Origin of the sequence: Thaumasiovibrio subtropicus, assembly GCF_019703835.1 — a bacterium.
Lineage (GTDB): Bacteria > Pseudomonadota > Gammaproteobacteria > Enterobacterales > Vibrionaceae > Thaumasiovibrio > Thaumasiovibrio subtropicus.
The window spans coordinates 1,171,952-1,189,873 of record NZ_AP023055.1; the positions used below are offsets into that span (position 1 = coordinate 1,171,952).

15 protein-coding genes are annotated in these 17,922 nt (G+C 47.0%); 4 read left to right on the plus strand and 11 right to left on the minus strand.

Features of this window, described 5'->3' with window-relative positions:
- Positions 1-35 precede the first annotated feature (35 nt).
- Genes TSUB_RS21755 through TSUB_RS21790 form a run of 8 tightly spaced genes read right to left on the minus strand, consistent with a single transcriptional unit; the run spans position 36 to position 7,753 of the window.
- Positions 36-1,271 (minus strand): SAM-dependent methyltransferase, encoded by a 1,236-nt coding sequence (locus TSUB_RS21755; protein WP_087025010.1) that lies wholly within the window; start codon positions 1,269-1,271, stop codon positions 36-38.
- Entirely contained in the window at positions 1,264-2,094 is an 831-nt protein-coding gene (locus TSUB_RS21760; protein ID WP_087025008.1) for a DUF1365 domain-containing protein, read from the minus strand. Before TSUB_RS21760 ends, TSUB_RS21755 begins: the two co-directional genes overlap by 8 nt.
- A complete protein-coding gene (locus TSUB_RS21765) occupies positions 2,094-3,404 on the minus strand; it encodes an NAD(P)/FAD-dependent oxidoreductase (protein WP_087025006.1) in 1,311 nt (436 codons plus the stop codon). Before TSUB_RS21765 ends, TSUB_RS21760 begins: the two co-directional genes overlap by 1 nt.
- A complete protein-coding gene (locus TSUB_RS21770) occupies positions 3,404-4,132 on the minus strand; it encodes an SDR family NAD(P)-dependent oxidoreductase (protein WP_087025004.1) in 729 nt (242 codons plus the stop codon). Before TSUB_RS21770 ends, TSUB_RS21765 begins: the two co-directional genes overlap by 1 nt.
- Entirely contained in the window at positions 4,129-4,566 is a 438-nt protein-coding gene (locus TSUB_RS21775; RefSeq protein ID WP_087025002.1) for a nuclear transport factor 2 family protein, read from the minus strand. The genes TSUB_RS21770 and TSUB_RS21775 overlap by 4 nt, the downstream gene beginning before the upstream one ends.
- Positions 4,563-6,020 carry a deoxyribodipyrimidine photo-lyase gene (gene phrB / locus TSUB_RS21780; protein ID WP_087025000.1) on the minus strand — a complete coding sequence of 486 codons (1,458 nt, stop codon included), beginning with the start codon at positions 6,018-6,020 and terminating at the stop codon, positions 4,563-4,565. Before phrB ends, TSUB_RS21775 begins: the two co-directional genes overlap by 4 nt.
- Positions 6,013-6,822 (minus strand): MerR family transcriptional regulator, encoded by an 810-nt coding sequence (locus TSUB_RS21785; protein WP_087024999.1) that lies wholly within the window; start codon positions 6,820-6,822, stop codon positions 6,013-6,015. The genes phrB and TSUB_RS21785 overlap by 8 nt, the downstream gene beginning before the upstream one ends.
- On the minus strand, positions 6,812-7,753 hold the full coding sequence (locus TSUB_RS21790) for a YbgA family protein (RefSeq protein ID WP_087024997.1): 942 nt from the start codon (positions 7,751-7,753) through the stop codon (positions 6,812-6,814). Before TSUB_RS21790 ends, TSUB_RS21785 begins: the two co-directional genes overlap by 11 nt.
- Positions 7,754-8,031: 278 nt before the next feature.
- Here TSUB_RS21790 and TSUB_RS21795 point away from each other — a divergent pair, with 278 nt between their 5' ends.
- The 3 genes from TSUB_RS21795 (at position 8,032) to TSUB_RS21805 (ending at position 9,493) form a co-directional block, all read left to right on the plus strand.
- Positions 8,032-8,532: a DUF485 domain-containing protein gene (locus tag TSUB_RS21795; protein WP_087024995.1), complete on the plus strand. Its 501-nt coding sequence runs from the start codon at positions 8,032-8,034 to the stop codon at positions 8,530-8,532.
- Between the two features lie 190 nt (positions 8,533-8,722).
- Complete coding sequence (locus tag TSUB_RS21800) at positions 8,723-9,043, plus strand: hypothetical protein (RefSeq protein ID WP_221274596.1); 321 nt, start codon at positions 8,723-8,725, stop codon at positions 9,041-9,043.
- Between the two features lie 159 nt (positions 9,044-9,202).
- Complete coding sequence (locus tag TSUB_RS21805; protein WP_159065013.1) at positions 9,203-9,493, plus strand: hypothetical protein; 291 nt, start codon at positions 9,203-9,205, stop codon at positions 9,491-9,493.
- A gap of 9 nt (positions 9,494-9,502) precedes the next feature.
- Here the strand turns inward: TSUB_RS21805 and TSUB_RS21810 are convergent, their stop codons facing one another.
- Both TSUB_RS21810 and TSUB_RS21815 read right to left on the minus strand, forming a co-directional pair.
- Positions 9,503-9,853 carry a hypothetical protein gene (locus TSUB_RS21810; protein ID WP_087024989.1) on the minus strand — a complete coding sequence of 117 codons (351 nt, stop codon included), beginning with the start codon at positions 9,851-9,853 and terminating at the stop codon, positions 9,503-9,505.
- 158 nt (positions 9,854-10,011) lie between these two features.
- Positions 10,012-10,215: a TIGR03643 family protein gene (locus TSUB_RS21815; protein WP_087024987.1), complete on the minus strand. Its 204-nt coding sequence runs from the start codon at positions 10,213-10,215 to the stop codon at positions 10,012-10,014.
- Between the two features lie 810 nt (positions 10,216-11,025).
- On the opposite strand from TSUB_RS21815, the gene TSUB_RS21820 reads away from it, so the two are divergent.
- A complete protein-coding gene (locus TSUB_RS21820) occupies positions 11,026-13,596 on the plus strand; it encodes a cellulose-binding domain-containing protein (RefSeq protein ID WP_087025112.1) in 2,571 nt (856 codons plus the stop codon).
- A 96-nt stretch (positions 13,597-13,692) separates the two neighbouring features.
- Here the strand turns inward: TSUB_RS21820 and TSUB_RS21825 are convergent, their stop codons facing one another.
- A complete protein-coding gene (locus tag TSUB_RS21825; RefSeq protein WP_087025116.1) occupies positions 13,693-17,505 on the minus strand; it encodes a discoidin domain-containing protein in 3,813 nt (1,270 codons plus the stop codon).
- Positions 17,506-17,922: the final 417 nt, after the last annotated feature.

Sequence of the window (17,922 nt, forward strand, 5' to 3'; positions counted from 1 at the left end):
TCTATGTTTCTCAAGCTCTATCAAACCGACATCGTTTAACGCCATTGTGGGCGAGATGCCACAATTTGCACCGTACTGATGGTTCTTTCCAAGAACCCGCCTTCGCAGTAACTCAAGTAGTAACGCCACATACGGACAAACCGCTCGTCGTAACCGAGTCGAAGCACTTCATCAACATTGCTACTGAAGGCCTGATGCCAATCACTCAGCGTTCTCGCGTAATCAATGCCAATATCTTTGACATCACGGATAACAAGGTCGCTGCGTTGGGTGAGTGTTTCACTCAGTTTGGTGATTGAAGGTAAGAAGCCACCAGGGAAAATATATTTTTGAATGAAGTCGACACGGTTGCTGTAGTGATCATAACGTTGATCCGCAATGGTGATCGCTTGAATGGCCATCAAACCGTTGGGTGTTAACAGTGATTCACACTTTTTGATGTAAGTATCAAGATACTCTTTTCCCACCGCTTCTATCATCTCTACCGATACCAGCTTGTCGTAGGTGCCAGTCAAATCGCGATAGTCTTCGAGCAGTAAGGTAATGCGATCGCCTAAATTCTCTTCTTCAACGCGACGTTTTGCCCAATCGTATTGCTCCTGTGAGAGCGTTGTGGTTGTCACACGGCATCCATAGTGCTTGGCGATATAAATAGCAAGCGCTCCCCAGCCCGTGCCGATCTCTAAAACGTGATCATCAGGCTGCAGATGAAGCTGCTGACAGAGTCGTTGCATTTTGTTTATCTGCGCATCACTCAGCGTATCCGCATCGTGTTGGTAGATCCCTGACGAGTAGAGCATGTTGTCATCCAAGAACTGGGAGTAGAGTGCATTGCCGAGATCGTAATGGGCGGCGATATTGTCTCTTGCCTGTTTCTTACTATTGCGATTAAACAGGTGAGAGAGCTTGTACCCGATACGAGTCATCCAACTGGTTTTCTTCTCAAGGTTATCAAGCATCACCAGATTGCGCGCCATAACCTGAACGACTTTCGTCAGGTCGGGCGAATCCCAATCGCCGTCCATAAAGGCTTCAGCGGCGGCGATTGAACCTCCCTTTAACATGCGCGAATAGAGCCTTGGATGCCGAACCACTAGCTGCGCCTGAAGTGTCGCATTTCTGTCGCCAAAATAGTGCGTGTCCGCCCCTTCTTCTACTAGCGTGATACCCGCTTCGGTAACATGTGATAACAGCTTATGTACGCCGCGACGGGCCAAGCGCTCAGTACTTGTCATCGTAAGACTCGCTGCTTTAGTTTGGGAATCATGCATTGTGTTTTCTCTCGCTCTTGTTATTCGTTATCGCTTTGTTGTGCTGCGGATTATCCGCTTTATCGTCGCCAACCTCTTCGGAGGGATAAGGTTGATAAGGAACGCACTTCAACCAAAGCTTAAGCGCCTGCCAGTAAATACCCATGACCACTTTTACTGTCATCGCTGGCGTGGTGATCATTTTTTTCAATAATGAAAAACGGCCCAATGTCTCTCGCTTAAGCGCTAAGGTCGCATCAAACACTTTCTCTTGGCTGCCCGTATCCGTTCTCACATCAAGATGGACGTTTAAGGTTTTACCGGGTTCGTTGATTCGCCAATCATAAATCTGTTGCAAGGTATTAAAGGGGGAAACATGAAAGCTTTTGTGGTGTCGCCAACGACTCTCTTCCCAGTGTTGTTTCGCAGGTAACAGGTAATAATGCCGTTGATTCCATGGCGTGTTACTCACTTCCGCCAACAGATATTGCCATTGCCCCGATTTATCGTAGAGGTAGTAGAGATTTAGTGGGCTAAAGTAGAAACCCAGATAGCGTAACTGCGCTAACATTTTCACCCGCCCTTCTCTATCTGGCGTGCCACCCAGCGCCATCACTTTATCGAAGACAGCGTGCTTTAACTCCCCTTCGGAGTTGCGAAGATAGTCTTGGCGCTGAAAACGGGCAGGCAGCCAAGAACGGGTGCCAAATCCACGCAACCATTTGGCAAGATGCGGTAACTCATCCAAATCAATAAAGGGCATAAAAAACGGGTATTTAAAACCGTGCTTTTTCGGCGTATAGCGTTGATGAGTGACCCAGCCACTGTATAGAGCGCTCTCCATCACGCTACTCCAGACACTAGTTTCAAAGGGGAGTCTATCGCGACACTTTGCGTTTCATTGCGAATCTGTTTGACCACATCCAACGCGCTGCGTACGCCATCTTCATGGAAACCGTTATACCAATAAGCGCCGCAAAAATAGGTCTGTTGAATACCATTGATTTCCCCCCGTCGTTGCTGTGCCGCGACGCTCTCTGTATTAAAGACAGGATGAGAATAGTGAAAGATATTCAATATTTTATCTGCGGCGATGCGATCACTGGAGTTCAGAGAAACACAAAATGTTTCAGGTGCATCAATACCTTGAAGGATATTCATGTTGTAGGTCAACGTCGTGGGGTTGTCGCCTTCATCACCACCAGACATATGGTAATTCCACGATGCCCACGCCTCTCTTCGTGTCGGCAGAATCGTGTCATCGGTGTGCAGCACGACCTCATTCTCCTGATAAGGCATAGCACTTAGAATATCCAACTCCAACGCAGTGGGGTCCGACAACATCGCAAGTGCTTGATCGCTGTGGCAAGCAAAAATCACCGTATCGAAGAAATGCTCAACACCACCTGCAACCACCTTCACCTCTTTACCTTCACCGAGGCCTAGACGGGTGACACCCTGTACAGGGGTGTTTAGGTGGATATCGGCCTTCAACTGTGGCTCCATGCGGCGTATATACTCTCGAGAACCACCAGGAACCACATACCATTGAGGGCGATCCTTGATATCGAGCAAGCCGTGATTGAGGAAAAACCGCAGAAAGAAGGCCAAAGGAAAAGCGCGCATGTCGTTTAAGGTGGACGACCAGATCGCCGCACCCATAGGCAGAATGTAATCTTCTTCTAAGGCTTGACTAAACCCATAACGAGATAAGAAATCACCCAGTGTGCCTTCCAGTGCAACGTCGTCATAAACGGCTTGTTTTGCCAGTTTATTGAAACGCATGATCTCAAACAGAAAGCGATAAAAAGACAGACTGAACCAATTACGTTTCTGTGCGAACAAGGTTGAGATCGTATGGCCGTTGTATTCCAAATCCTTACTATCGTTTCTTACACTGAAACTCATCTGCGTTTTCTGACGCCCGATACCTATCTCTTCCAAGAGACGCTCGAAATTAGGATAGGTACGATCGTTAAAGACAATAAAACCGGTATCAATCGCATAACGCCCACTATCAACCTCAACATCCACCGTTGCCGTGTGACCTCCTAATGTTTCACCCGCTTCAAACAGGGTGACGTCGTGTTCATTGTGGAGATACCAAGCGGAGGTAAGGCCAGAGATACCACTACCTATAATGGCAATTTTCATTATTGTCTCCCGATCATTTTCTGTATAAGTGAAAGGCGCCAAGAAAGAGGAAGTAGAGTCAGCGCACGCATAAATCCGGTAAATCGTGATGGAAAGTGAATATCGAGTTTTTTCTTTTCTACCCCTTTTTGCACTTCGCGCGATGCATGCTCCACAGACACTCGCATCGGCATAGGGAAGTCATTTTTATCGGTCAAGGGGGTCTTAATGAAACCCGGACTAACGAGTGACACGGTCACGCCAAGCGACGATAAGCCCATACGTAATGAGTGAGCAAAATAGGCAAGGGCCGCCTTGGAGGCGCCATAAGCTTCCGCGCGAGGTAACGGCAAATAAGCGGCACTCGACCCAACCAATACAAGGTGTGTCTTGGACGTAAATTGGCTTTGCAACGCTTCAATGCAATGTAATACCCCAAAGAAGTTGGCAGAAAAAACACGCTCAAACAGTGCCGTATCGACTCTTCCCTCATCAAGGTACTCACAGTTTCCTGCGTTCAAGACAATGAGGTCAGGGACTTCAGGTAATCCCATCAGGGCGGCTTCTGTTGCCTGCTTGTCGGCCACATCAAAAATCACCGCTTCGATGTTCGGTGAATGTTGACAGAGTCGCGATAACCGCGCTTCGCTCCTCCCGGTCGCGTAGACTTTTTTGCCTTGCTTCGCATAGTCCAGCGCCAACTGCTGCCCCAGCCCTGAGCTCGCGCCTGTAATCAATACTGAACTCATTGCCCCAACCTCGCTTTTATATGCCGAATAATGCTTCCGACTACCGGTACCGCCTCATAGAGCATCGCGCCCAAATCAAAAAAGTCTTGATGCTTGACCACTTTGTCTCCCGCAAACGTCAACATGGTGCACCCTTCTAAGCTACGCGCTTCGCCCTTTTCTAGACGCGGGTGGGAGAAGCGCATTGTCCAATGCAAATAGCCCTTGCCCGCCGCTTCTTGAAAATGGTGAACATCAAACTCGCAATAGTTCAAATTGGCATAGAGCGATTCAAAATAATCTTCCAATGCAGCAAGCCCTTCGATGCGGTGTGCCGGATCAACAAACACGACATCTGGGTCATAGACCTCTTTCAGTAAATGAATATTGTCTTTATCTAGTCGCTGATAAAGGTCGACAAAGTGGGCTATGGGCGATGCCGCATCTAAAATCATATTTCGCTTCCTGATGGCACAGCCTGCTCTTTGGCCAACTGGAATCGACTAATTGCAATAGTCCGTGCTTCACCGTGATCAACGATCGGTGCAGGATATGCCGTATTGCCAACGCCAGCCCAAAGATGCGGCTCATGAATTAAGGTTTCGGGACAATTTTCTAACTCTTTCACCCACTTACGAATAAAATCGCCATTAGGATCAAAGCGTTTGCCCTGCGTTGTTGGATTAAAAATACGAAAATAGGGTTGCGCATCCGTGCCAGTCGAGGCTGCCCATTGCCAACCGCCATTGTTGGCAGCAAAGTCTCCATCGACCAGCTTCGACATGAAATACGCTTCACCTTGTCGCCAATCGATGAACAGATCTTTGGTCAAAAAGCTAGCCACTATCATACGGAGGCGATTATGCATCCAACCCGTTTCGTTCAACTGGCGCATGGCCGCATCGACAATGGGATAGCCCGTTTTTCCTGCTTGCCAAGCACTGAGCGCAGCGCTGTTCTTTTCCCATCGCACCGCTTCACTCCAGGGCGTAAATGCTTGATGACGGCACAATCGCGGATAGGCATAAAGTAAGTGGTTGTAGAATTCTCGCCATACCAATTCATTCAGCCATGAAAAGCCGCCTGATTTCGGGTTATCAATACAGTCTGGCGCTGCGGCCATCAGCATGGCGAAACACTGACGCGCTGACAGCGCACCAATGGCCAAATAAGGCGATAGCATGCTCGTGCCATCAACAGCGGGATAGTCTCGCTTCTCGTGATATTGATGCACTGACTCATCACAAAACTGCTGTAATCGCGACGATATCGCACCGTCATCGACCGGATATGCATCACTCGGTATCTTTTCAGAAGCGAAGGTAATCGGTTCCACTTGCTGGGTATCACCTTGCAAGGGATAAAACTGTGGAGACGGAGTGGGACGCGGCATGGCCTGTGCGCCATAAGAGTTTAAGACCCGCAACCACGATTTACGAAACGGCGTAAACACTTTGTAGGGCTCGCCATGACCATTCAATACAGTCCCAGGAGCAAGAATACAGCTGTCATCATAAACCTGCATCTGAACACCCACCCCTTTCAACGCGTTTGCCACTTGATAGTCGCGTTGCATTTCATTGAGCTGGTATTCTTTATTACACAGGACTGCACTGGCATTAAACTCCGTGCACACTTTTTCAACGAGCGAAGGTGTAGCCGCAAAGTCGTCACATTGTGTCACAAGCAGAGGAATACCAAGACTGTTCAACTTTTTACGCAACACAACCAGTCGACGTTCGATAAGGTCAGCCTGAATCGGTGCCATTTGATGCGCGCGCCACTGCCCCGGTGTCTCGACAAACAGTCCAATAATGGGCTGTTGACGTTCCGCTGCTTTGCTCAACGCGGTGTTGTCCGCAACTCTGAGATCGCGCCTAAACCACACGATGATAGGAGCATTACTCATTAGTCATCCTTTTTTCTAAAAGTGAGGAGGCATCTGCACCGCTATTAAACAAGGTCAATTCAGGGTGCAGCTGTGAAATCAAACCCTTGCTATATACAGGCATATCTAGCTTTGCGATTTCCTGTATAGCTTGGTTCGAGAGCTTTTTACGCCCCATGACAATGATTTGTTCAGCAGATGTCGCTGACAAAGACTTGAAATGATCAATTTGGTCGACAATGACAACGCTGTAGCCCTGTTGTCTGAGACCTAACGCCGCCAACCAGATGTGATGATCAGCCTCTTGAGCACTAGCGATTGCAACCACACCCTTCTTCCCAGAAAGAGAAATAGCTAACGCAGCGCATACTGCGATAACCGCATTGCGCCACACGGCGCGCTCAACGGACACCAGTGCTGAATCGCCGAGAACGGCATCAATATGGGCGGCAATCTTCCCTTCAAAATAACTGAGTGGGTAGAGTTTCAGCGCTTCTTTCACCAAGGCTTCAACCCTGTGCTGATCGCCCTTACGGATTCGCAGCAACAGATCTTCCGCCTCTTGTGGTACATCGAAATTGAGTTCGACCTCTTGCTGCGAGCCCAGTAGCGGCCTCACCTTACCGATTGACACCCCCTTCTCGAGCCAATACAGAATATGGCCAATGGATTCGATATCTTCTTCGGTATACAAGCGGTGACCTTTGTCTGTTCGCATCGGTTTTATCAAACCATATCTGCGCTGCCACGCGCGTAAGGTGACAGTATTCACGCCGGTTTTGTCTGCAACTTCACCGATTGAAAAATAACGCTTAGAGTCCATAACGTAGTCTCAACTCCTTAGGGTAAGGATTTAAATAAACTTGCGATGCCAAATAGTCATCAGGATAGCTTTGTAAATAGTGATTGATGAGCGTGATCACAGCCAAAATCGGCAGGGCACCATGTCGATAATCCATGATGACACCAGCGAGCTCGGCCTTTTGCTCTTTGGTCAGGTACTTTTTGAAGTAACCTTGAATATGTTGCAGGGTACAGGTGTTGTTTTTGCGATTCGCGCGATCGGTAATGGCGGCCATAAATTCGTTTCGGTAACGCTCAAAAAACGATTGAATGTCGTGATTGGCGATATCGGCGACGAGTCGACCAAGGTCTCGATACGCTTTCTGATTGTGTGCCATCAAAACCAACTTGTATCGTGAGTGGAACTTAACTATCGCCCCAGCAGTAAGCTCTTTGGTCGAGTCATAAAGGTCTTTCAGCGCGAAAACGCGAAAGACGAAGTTCTCACGCAGGTACTCATCACAAAGACGGCCATCTTCCTCAACGGGCAGCCATGGATAGCGCTTCATTAGCTCACGAGTAAACAGTCCGCTGGTACCGCCCGGCACAGTATTTCCATTCTCGATATAAAGTTTCACTCGTTCCATGCCACAGGTTGGTGATTTAGCGCAAACAATAAAGCCACATAAATCACTCATGCTCGGCAACACTTTCTCTGTGTAACCCAGCATATCGTCGGTAAAGTCCACACTGCGGTCTTTGTTACTGACCAAACGGATGCCATTTTCCCGGTCGATAAGGCGTATCGTCGGTCGCGGCGTACCCATCCCGATGGCGTTTTCAGGGCACACAGGGCGAAACGTAAAATGCTTCGTCAGTTCATCCACAACAAAGCGGTTCATTTTGTGACCGCCATCGAATCTCACTTTTTCGCCCATAACACAGGCACTTACACCAACATTGATCGACATAACTCGCTCCAGAGTTGTACATTTATAACTCTTTGTACAACTATTAATGATTTTTGGATCATTGTACAAACATTTTTTGTACAATGCAACGATAAGCATAGTATGCATACAGAGTTGTGACGATGAACGGCATCAAAAGAGTGAATGAGATCTATACTCAAGCGACCCGAGTAAGGTTGTTCAAAGGGAAGAGTTAGGCTTATCCACGCGGTGTTTTTTTAGCAGTTCTCATAGGCATTCACGTGAATAAATAAGAATGGGTTTTGTGGGAAGATGAAATGGACAAAGACTCAACACTACTACAACACGTTGCGCCCAACTTAAGTGCAGCGCTTGAGGGGCCGTTTTCTGAAGTGGCTGAACGTTCTCTCTACGACTCACTGGACGTCGACTATCGCCAAGATGGTGCAGAGGAAGCCCTTCACCATAAAATTACAGACCCCAATAGCTTGCCGAAGATCCGTGAGCTTGAGCATAACTTTAAACAAGAGATGAAAAATTTGGGCATAGACACACGTAGGTTGTCATCGTTTCAAGCTCAACGAACAGAGCGACAATTTCAACGGCCGCAATTCATACTGAGTGCAGTTTTTCTGATCGCTTATTTTATTTTGCTGGCTGCCATTCTCGCCATTGAGGTTAGCGACTCACTTAACATGATAGTGAGCGAAAACTCGTTGATGGGGCAAATTCAAGTCCTATTCGGTGTCTTAACCGCAGGCGTCGGCCAAATACTGAGCTACTGGTTCGGGGGCATCATGAAAAAAAGTGAAAGCTAGCGATATCACTCGCAAAACTATTTTCGGGATCTGGCATTGAAGCCGCTCTACACTAATGATGATGGGCCGCCCAATAGACGCTGAGGGACAAATGAAACCACTTCTCATCATGGCAGGAACTGCAGTCGCACTGTTTTCCGCCTGCAGCAGCCCTCCACCGGAGTCAGTTTCGATTCAACAAAGCGCCATTATGCAACCATTATCAGAACAAGTGCATCAATTAAGCACGCGTATTACCAACGATCTTCACTTTGCAAACCATGATGAACTCACCCAAGAAATGCTACTACAGACGGCGCTGCGGGATCACCCAGCTGCAAGGCAGGCTTTTGAGCCATACACACTATTGCTCGATGTACAAGAGACGAACGCCGTCATTCTCGTGTGTGAAGATAATCATGCATTATTGGAAGATGCTGGCTGCAATAAGAATTTCGATCGCCACCACTGGCAATCGATACCCTTGCCCACCTGTGAATTTACGCTGAACACGTTGGACCTGTGTGAATAATGCGTTAATCAGCCTAGTAACGGGCTTTTAAAAAATTATCTCGCGTACACGATTCAGGGAGCCAAACTAAACATGTATTGTCAATGTTGTGAGTGTGATGAACGCCTATCAGTTAGCCCAGATCGGCATACATTTGAATGCCCTGCGTGCGGGACTCATTTGGAAATAGATGGCAGCCAACTTCCCGAGCCTGGCTTACCTAGTGATGCGTTTAAGGCGCACCCACTATTCCCCTTATTCGTCGTTTTACTCTTTAGTACTATGCTCTCTTTGATGACGAGTGAGTTTTTCTTTTTCGATGCGCGACTAGATCTGTTCGGAGGCATCAAAGCATTTTGGCTCATTATGTTTGCTTTAGGTGGCGCATTACTGGTGTGTACCGCTTATATTTCAAACGCAGTAAAGCATGAAGATAACAACTTACTTAAAACCCGGCACAAAACTAAATAGCTTTCACCCTCAAAGGGTTGTGCTAGGCATATCGCAATTCGCCAGAACGTTCATAGAGGCATCCCACGTTTCTACCGTATTGAAAGACACCAATATCTCATCACTAAAGGCAAACAGGTAATCAACGACCCTCTCGTCTTCATTAATGACCGAGAGTGAATACACGCCACAATCGGCGTTTACAACAGCATTCATCGCTGCACCATTTACATACCAAAAATCAGGAAAGCGCTTTTCAAATTCAGTTAGTGACATGCCTACTTTTACTCGTGCCAGACTATTTTCTGTATAGTGCATTTTGCTGTAGCTACCGCAGCCCGCAACCAGTACTAAGACAGCGCCAAAAAACCACTTTCTCACAATAACCTCGTAAACTACCCACCGAGAAGACAGGGGGGTGATGTAATAAGCCAACTAGCCCCCCAATTTTAATGACCTGTCAGCTAATGTTACACAATCAACCTTGATACCAAGCTAGACAGAGCGGTAATACCGTATTTTGGTACTCAACGGTTCACTTAGCGTAACTTGGCATACTTTGTCGAGCGACCTGACACTCTCATTCGCCAACGCTTGAAACTACGTTCTTTCAAATGATACCGCATCAAACAAATAACTTGTGATTCAGATAACCCATATTGGGTTAATATTGCCTCAAAGGGTATTCTATCCTGCCAAGCCATCTCTATGATGGCAGAAATAGATGACTCACTTAATTTCATAATCAACCAATGTATTTAAAACAAACATATACGCCAATATTAAACCTGTGGATCAACCCATTGAAAAATAAATACACAACCCATTCATTCCATTAATGCACCTTTCAAAATTGAAAATGAAATACATGAAAACTTAGTTATAGAATTATGGTTAAGATCACAATAATGCCGTTAGCTTTTATCTCTCAGATTGATATTAACCTGAACTCTCATTCAGTCATAAAGACACAGTTAAAACATGACCAGAAAAATGCCACTCACCCGGCTCACTACCTCGCCCACAAAAGAATAAAAACCAGAAAACATATAATACAAAGAGTTAAACACCAATGGATATGTTGTTACATAGTTTTCTTGACCGGCATCACGTAATAGAATTATCAGTATTAAGTTGACGCCCTTTGCAAAACCGCACCACCCGATGCTCTTTCAGCCTGAATTAACAGGCATTAAAAATTCAATAATTTGGATTTTAGCCTTTATTAATTAGTCATTTGCAAATCTCAATTTTTAAATTTTCTAGCTCGAAATAATATTAACACTAAACAAAGCTTTCTCGCGATAGTCTATTTATTAAAATAAGCAAGCTGACGCATATCTTCTTTTGTAATGAATAATAATAAGTACATAGGTGTCTTTTAATGCGTGATGTGACACGCATATGCGTATGAATACCGATAAATCACCAGATATTACTGTCTAGAGCTGCTAACTTAATTTTAGATAATTATTTATCTAACAATAGCTATTACCCTTATTTCAAACAGCGTGAAACTAATACAAAAAATACTCAAATTAAAAGGTGAACTTATGTTTAGGATGAACAAGATAGCGGCCTCCCTGGCCTGCATTGTTTTAAGCAGTCATTTATATGCCGCTGAACCATACGATACAACGAAGTCCTATGCTGGCGGTACGCAAGTCACTGTCGATGGGAACGTCTATGAAGCTAAATGGTGGGTCAATGCGGGACAAGGGCCTACGGATAATTATGGCAACGATTGGGATTCTCCTTGGCAACTCGTTAGCGCCACAACACCTGACCCTACACCCGACCCTACACCGGATCCAACACCCGACCCAAGCCCTGATCCTACACCAGGCCCAGTCGATGATCCCTGCGTCGAGTTCAACGTCTACCCTGATTGGACGCGGGGAGACCATGCAACGGGTGGCGACATTATGGTCCATAACAACATCGCGTATGAGGCTAAATATTGGACAACATCAATCCCTGGTAGCGATGACAGCTGGGCTCTTCACTTAAACTGTGATAATACGCCTCCAGGTACCGCACCTTTACTGTCCTTGCCTAATCCAATGGATCCCGTGCGTCTTGAAGTCGCCGGTTGGCCGAATCACTTTGTGGTCACGAGCCCGGCGAGCATAGACGCGCCAGCCTCTATCGCCATTGATGCGATACAGAGTGCTGATCTATCCGATGTCACTAAACTCACTAACGCGTTTATCGCGTTGATTGAATCCGCAGATCGTGCGAGCACCTCAACCATCGTTATTAACAGTGATGTCCTTGACGTTGCTACCCTTGATAAAGGCCAATCTTTAGGGGTTATCGCGGTGAAACAAGCGTTACTGGCCGCCGTCGATGCCACAGCAGCCAGAATAGATGTCAACGACATCAATTCACTCAGTGATGATGCTAAAGGTTGGGCATTAGCGCACAATCTCGTTATCTCGACGCTCGCCCCTCAAGCCACATTTGGTTGGACCTTAAGTATTGGCGATTTTGCTTACGAGACTCACTCTGGTCGCCGTTCAGTCTGGAATGCAGCATCGTCCGCAACCTCTGACCTACTCTTCTCGTTTGATCTCTATAAACCCGATTCACTGACCAAGGCAGACTTTGTCGCCTTTACTAAATCCCCCGCGTCACCCGCATTAAGCAATGATCAATGGCATAACGCGCTTGAATACGTCAAACAAGTGACAGACTATGTTCAATCTCCTGCCTTGTTATCATCATTGCCTACCTCACAAGCTGCCAACTACTTTATGGGGAATACCACAGGCGATAGGCATATTCGTAAAGCCGCGCACAGCAATGTCTTCGGCCTAACGTTTGATACGGAGACCGCGGATTTAGCCGCTAAGATTTTGGATTACCAAAACGCAACAGTGCCTCTTTATTATGTCGGTGAAAACATTACGAATGGCCCACTAACCCGCATTGCCTCGTTGAACACTGAACTAGAAAGTGCTGAAACGGCAATGAACAATGAAGCGTTCTTATTCGAAACCCCGCAATCTCAATGGATTCCTTCCACTGTCTACAAATGGGCTGATTTCCTCGCTGGATTGAACTCAATGCACAATGTTGGCGTTGCAGGCAATACCTTCTGGTTACTTGATGATACTGCAGATGACGCAACGAACACACTTTACGCCAAAGTCGCTATTGCCGCGTTCTTATCGCAAAGTATGCAAGAAACCATTCGTTACAACGCCTGTGATGAGAACAACTGGTCTGAAATTCGATATGGTGCGCCTGTCGACTATCCTATGACGGCAAGCTGTGGCCAACTCGGACAAAAATACGCTGACTACGGTATGGATCCCGTCACGGGCATTGATCACCCCTACTCCTGCCCTCGCGATGCGAAAATGGAAGTCAGCGCGCTGACCAATGCGAAATGGTACGGTGCGCCTGCGCCTATCTTCGCAGCACCTGATTCAGTACTCGCCGAACAAGGGCTGCTCGTCAATGGCAATGTAGGCCGTTGGACAAATGCAGGCCACTGTATGGAAGTACCGAGCGTGATCGATACTTCTAAGCAGGTTTGGGAACGCGATGATTGTAAAGTCTATGAGGATCAAAAAGCGGGCCACTTCATCTGGGATGGCTCAGATACAAATGGCACGGTAGAAGGCTGTGGTTGGTGGGGCCGTGGGGTTATACAAACTACGGGTCGCCAAAACTTTGGTACTCTGAACCACTTTATGGGCCGTTCGCATCTCGACCCGGCAACGATTGGTACAACGGTTAACGGCGTTGTTGTTGAAGCGCCACCCGCCAATCCACTCTATGCAGACCTCGATTTCTGTTCAAACCCGGGCTTAATTTGTAGCTCTGAAGAGAATCGAGAAATCAAGTGGATCGCGGGTTTGTTCTATTGGGTATCATCGGTGCAAACTTACAATGATGTTGGTGGCCCATACGAAGGCTGGAACTACCATACTGAGTTGAAAAAGTACGTTGATGGCGGCCTCGTCGGCTATGAGTTCATTGATGCCATCTCTGGTATCGTGAACCGTGGTTGCCCTGATAGCTCTTGTCCTATCAGTGGTGATGTCCATGCCATCAAAGAGCGACGCGACAACTTCGAGCTCGTGTTAAGAACCTTAGGTGTTAACCCACAGTAAGCATACCTCGTTGACTGATAACACCCAGAAAAGCAATAAAAAAGCGGCATCTTTCGATGCCGCTTGGTCATATCGCTATTTACAGGCTAGGGAAGGTTACTGTTTGCGACGGCGGAAGAAGCCCGCCAGACCTAACAACATCATACCGAACAATCCAGTACTCGCACCGCCCGACCCCGTTGCTGCTGGCTCATCCGGTGTGGCCGGTTGATCAGCTTTATACTTCTTAGCAAACACATCGAACTCTGCGGCTGACACAAAATCACCCACACCTGACAAGGCTTCAAACTTCAAGAATGTCGCTCGCGTTGCCGTAAATGCGATGCGCTGTACGCCATCTTTTCGCTCAAACTGTCCTGCTGCCACCTCAGTGAAGGTTTCGCCATCTGTCGAAAGTGATAAACGGTAGTCACCGATTGCACCGTTACCTGCGCCCGGACGTGCAGTGTAGCTAAAGCCTTCTACCATGAAATCCGCACCCAGATTGATCACAAAGTCTTGTGGCGCCATTAAGGTAATGTCACCTTTAGGGAACCACGGCGAGTGATAGATGGTGTTCGGGTCGCCATCAAACGCTTTCTCAATCTCTGAGTTTGGTTGCGCCGCGGGCTTCTTAACGTAAGTGATTGCCGTACGGTCAAACTCATTAAACGACGCCGTTTCGGGGCCCGTTAAGCGAAGATTTGCCCAGTTAACACAGTCACCTTGGGTCGCATCATCGATATCGTCTGCACGCAACACCACCTCTTTTACGCCATACAGATCGAGGTCAGGCTTAACAACTGCTGGGCCTTCTAGGTCATACTCCCAGGCTTTTACACCATCGGTATAAACACTGGCTTTCACTTTGTTGCCATCCACTTTACAGCTATCGTCAATCCCCACATCGGCGTTAAGTCGCGTCCATGTCCCATCAAGATTGAAAGTCACGGCTGTTGGCGCTTCCATACCGATACCTGAAGCGAAGCTCAAGCCATTCATGCTCATTTCACTTCCCGTTACCGCACTACCAATATTTGCTTTACCGTCAATCTTTAACTGATCTTCGGTCAACTCTACCTCTTTCATTGGTGTGCGTTTTTTGGTCGCGATGATATCGAATTCAAGGGCTGACACATTGTCATTCGCAGCAGCAACCGCTTCAAAACGTAAGAAGCTAGCTTCTGTCTCAGTAAAGTTAGCTATTTTTAGCTCTTTGTCTTTTAACCACTCACCCTCTGCAACTGGCTCACCCCAATTACCGTTGGTGGTTGATAAATAGATACGATATTTCGTCACCGTACCATTACCCGCATTCTCACGAGGGAGATAAGTAAAGCCAGACACATTAAACGTACCACCCAACTGAATCACAAAATCCATGGGAGCTTTTTCAGTGTCATCTTTCGGGTTCCAAGGGGAGTGGAACAAGCTCGACGTATCGCCATCAAGCGCCTTAGCGAACTCTTCGCCAGGTTGCTCTGGCATCGCCTTGATCACCTTGATTTGGCTCTTATCGAACTCGGTGTTATAGCTTGGCTCTGGATACGCTGCCGTATCTGGCCATGCAGCACCTTCATCGATATCAATCAAGATTTGCTGAAGCTCAGTGACCGATTGCTTGCCAAGCTTCACATGGACAACACCATTCTTATCGGCGGCATCGTAATACCAACCTTCTGCGGCCGCATCAAAGAGTGCTTTGGAATCAAGCTTCAATAGCACAGAGTTACCCCACTCTACCGCTTGAGGTGGCAATAGTGAGCTCACTTGGAAATGATAGCTACGTTCATTCACTTGTCCGTCGTAAGCGTTGTGGATCGTCGCCGGATCCACCGAGATGGTAATATCACCCGGCGTACCGATCTGCGGTGCTTGCACGCGAATATTGGTTTCTGCGTAAGCATTATTCTCTTTGTAGGCGCGCGTTTCGCCATCATCTTCAAACAAAGTGAAGGAAGAATCGCCATGCGGGTACACTTGCACAATCAGATGCGTTTTATCCTGCAAGGCGTCAGAGCGCGCCCCCTCATACATTGGAATAATCGCACCTGCGCGCACGAGCACAGGAATGCGGTCAATCGTAATCGGGTAGTTAGCTAATACCTTGCCGCCTTGCGCCACACTGGTGCGTGTGCCATCCCAGAAATCGATCCACTCACCTTCAGGTAAATAAAGGTCCTTGTACCAGCCATTATTTTTCGACATTGGCTCATAGACAGGCGCAACGAGTAGCGATTCACCGTACATGTATTGATACTTGAACTCTTCGCTCTTCAATCGCTCGTCATTAGGGAACTCCCACACCATAGCTCGGGTCAACGGCGCACCGGTTCGGTCAGCCTCATACGCATAGGTGTACATGTAGGGCATCATGGCAGACTTAAGCGTGAGGTACTCACGATTGATGTCGCGATAAGCTTTACCATTGTATTTGCCGTCATGCCACCAAGCGTGTTTACGCTCGCCACTGTCCCAACCTGACATTGAGATAAGCACAGGTGTAAAGGCTTTAAACTGGACATCACGCGTAAAAGTTTCTGCGCCCGAGCCAAAAATACCATTCACATCTGATGAAGCATAAGCCTGACCAGACAAACCTGAGCCAATGAAGGTCGGGATGTGCCAACGGATGTAATCCCAACTCGCGGCTTGGTCACCCGTCCACGTGACACCATAACGTTGTGTGCCCGCCCAGCCCATCACTGTCCAAATCATGCCGCGTGTCTCGGAGTTATCCATCAAACCAACATGCGCATCATTGTTCGCTGCAAGCGAATAGAGTTTACCGGGGCCTGTCCACGCCACATCCAACTTGTAGACTTTGACACCATCAGTGACTTCTTGACGGATCTGGTCGAGGGATTTTTGCGTCCACAGACCTGTTTTAATACCTAGCTTGTCCAGCTCGGTAATCGTACCCGCTAGATCGGTATAACCACATCCGTAGCCATCATTCGGCAAAATCCAGCCAACAGGCATATCATGGGTTTGGTAAGGTACACCGACTTGATCAACAACGTCTATGGTATTGCCCGGCTTAGTTGGCCAGCCTTGTGGGTAGGAGCCCTTCTTGTTTTGATAACAATCGGCATCACCCAAGTAGTATGCCCAGCGCGACATCAAGTGGGGACGCCCTGTCAGTTTGGTATACTCATTGACAATATCGCCTAAAGTGTCGCCAACAAAATAGTACGCATCAAAACGGTCTTCATTATAAGAAGAGACAATCTGATCAATACCACGGAAATCATGCGCACCATTTCGCCATGTATGGTGCATCACACCATAACCTTTATCTGACATGAAGAACGGTGCTGGGCTAGGACGATCAAACTCTTCCCAACCACCTGAGTATGAGGCTTTCATGATCTTGCCGTTAAACTCAAACTCACCATTTTGCTGACCGCCACCATAGAAATGCTCACCTTGGTTACTGGTCAACGTCTGAACCGTTTTCACATTGGCGTTGAAGAACTTCAACTCTCCTTGATCAAAGGCTTCGACTGTCGCGCCCAAATCAATTGGCTGCTTTTCTTCCCACAGCATGGTGGTGTTATCAGCCTTATAGAGTGCAAACTTCAGTGGCGAGTGGTAAATACGTAGCGCGGCACCCTCGGTACTGATTAAGTGATAGCTACCTTTGTTATTAACATTAATTGCCACATTACCTTGTTGGTCACCAACAACAATATCCGGTAACGCATCACGATCAAATCCGGCTTTATCACAGTCAAAGTTTTTGCACTGATCTTTCAGGGCATCGTCTTTAACGGGGGAAAACACGTTGGTTTTGCTCACCTGTAAACGAAATACTTTCGGGTTAATAAAATCAACCTGAATATGTTGCCCGTCAACAGTTTGCAGGGAAACAATATCTCCTTGTGTTTTAAAAGTATTGACATCTGCGTTACCAATGGGGGCCGCCATTGCATTTGCAGAAAGGATTGCACTAATAGATGCAGCTAAAAGCAGAGGCTTCAAGTGCGAACGTTCTTGTACACGTCGTTTATTATTTTGTTTCACGATTAACTCCATGTTTCACTTTATTGTCACGACAAACAATAAATGAAATCGAAACCATAAATCGGATCAATGATCACATAACGAAAGAAACAAAAGAAAGAAAATGAAATGTGTGATAATGATTCATTTTTGTACAGATATACCCATAATTTAGGTAAGCAACACATTGCTGAGCACAACCAGGTGCATTAAACGCAGACTGCTGATTGACATAAGAATCGTTATTTGTTGAATAGTCTGAATTTTAATATTCAAGATAAGGCACTTGAAGAAACGAAAAAAGCCACCTTTACGGTGGCAAGCATTGAGACAACAATGAAA

Excerpts from the sequence above, each read along its gene's own strand:
- TSUB_RS21795 (WP_087024995.1), top strand. The coding sequence starts at position 8,032 with ATGGACAAAGACTCAACACTACTACAACACGTTGCGCCCAACTTAAGT.
- TSUB_RS21770 (WP_087025004.1), bottom strand. The coding sequence starts at position 4,132 with ATGAGTTCAGTATTGATTACAGGCGCGAGCTCAGGGCTGGGGCAGCAG.
- TSUB_RS21765 (WP_087025006.1), bottom strand. The coding sequence starts at position 3,404 with ATGAAAATTGCCATTATAGGTAGTGGTATCTCTGGCCTTACCTCCGCT.
- TSUB_RS21755 (WP_087025010.1), bottom strand. The coding sequence starts at position 1,271 with ATGCATGATTCCCAAACTAAAGCAGCGAGTCTTACGATGACAAGTACT.
- TSUB_RS21775 (WP_087025002.1), bottom strand. The coding sequence starts at position 4,566 with ATGATTTTAGATGCGGCATCGCCCATAGCCCACTTTGTCGACCTTTAT.
- TSUB_RS21760 (WP_087025008.1), bottom strand. The coding sequence starts at position 2,094 with ATGGAGAGCGCTCTATACAGTGGCTGGGTCACTCATCAACGCTATACG.
- TSUB_RS21825 (WP_087025116.1), bottom strand. The coding sequence starts at position 17,505 with ATGGCGGCCCCCATTGGTAACGCAGATGTCAATACTTTTAAAACACAA.
- TSUB_RS21785 (WP_087024999.1), bottom strand. The coding sequence starts at position 6,822 with ATGGACTCTAAGCGTTATTTTTCAATCGGTGAAGTTGCAGACAAAACC.
- TSUB_RS21800 (WP_221274596.1), top strand. The coding sequence starts at position 8,723 with ATGCAACCATTATCAGAACAAGTGCATCAATTAAGCACGCGTATTACC.
- TSUB_RS21790 (WP_087024997.1), bottom strand. The coding sequence starts at position 7,753 with ATGTCGATCAATGTTGGTGTAAGTGCCTGTGTTATGGGCGAAAAAGTG.
- TSUB_RS21815 (WP_087024987.1), bottom strand. The coding sequence starts at position 10,215 with ATGAAATTAAGTGAGTCATCTATTTCTGCCATCATAGAGATGGCTTGG.
- phrB (WP_087025000.1), bottom strand. The coding sequence starts at position 6,020 with ATGAGTAATGCTCCTATCATCGTGTGGTTTAGGCGCGATCTCAGAGTT.
- TSUB_RS21820 (WP_087025112.1), top strand. The coding sequence starts at position 11,026 with ATGTTTAGGATGAACAAGATAGCGGCCTCCCTGGCCTGCATTGTTTTA.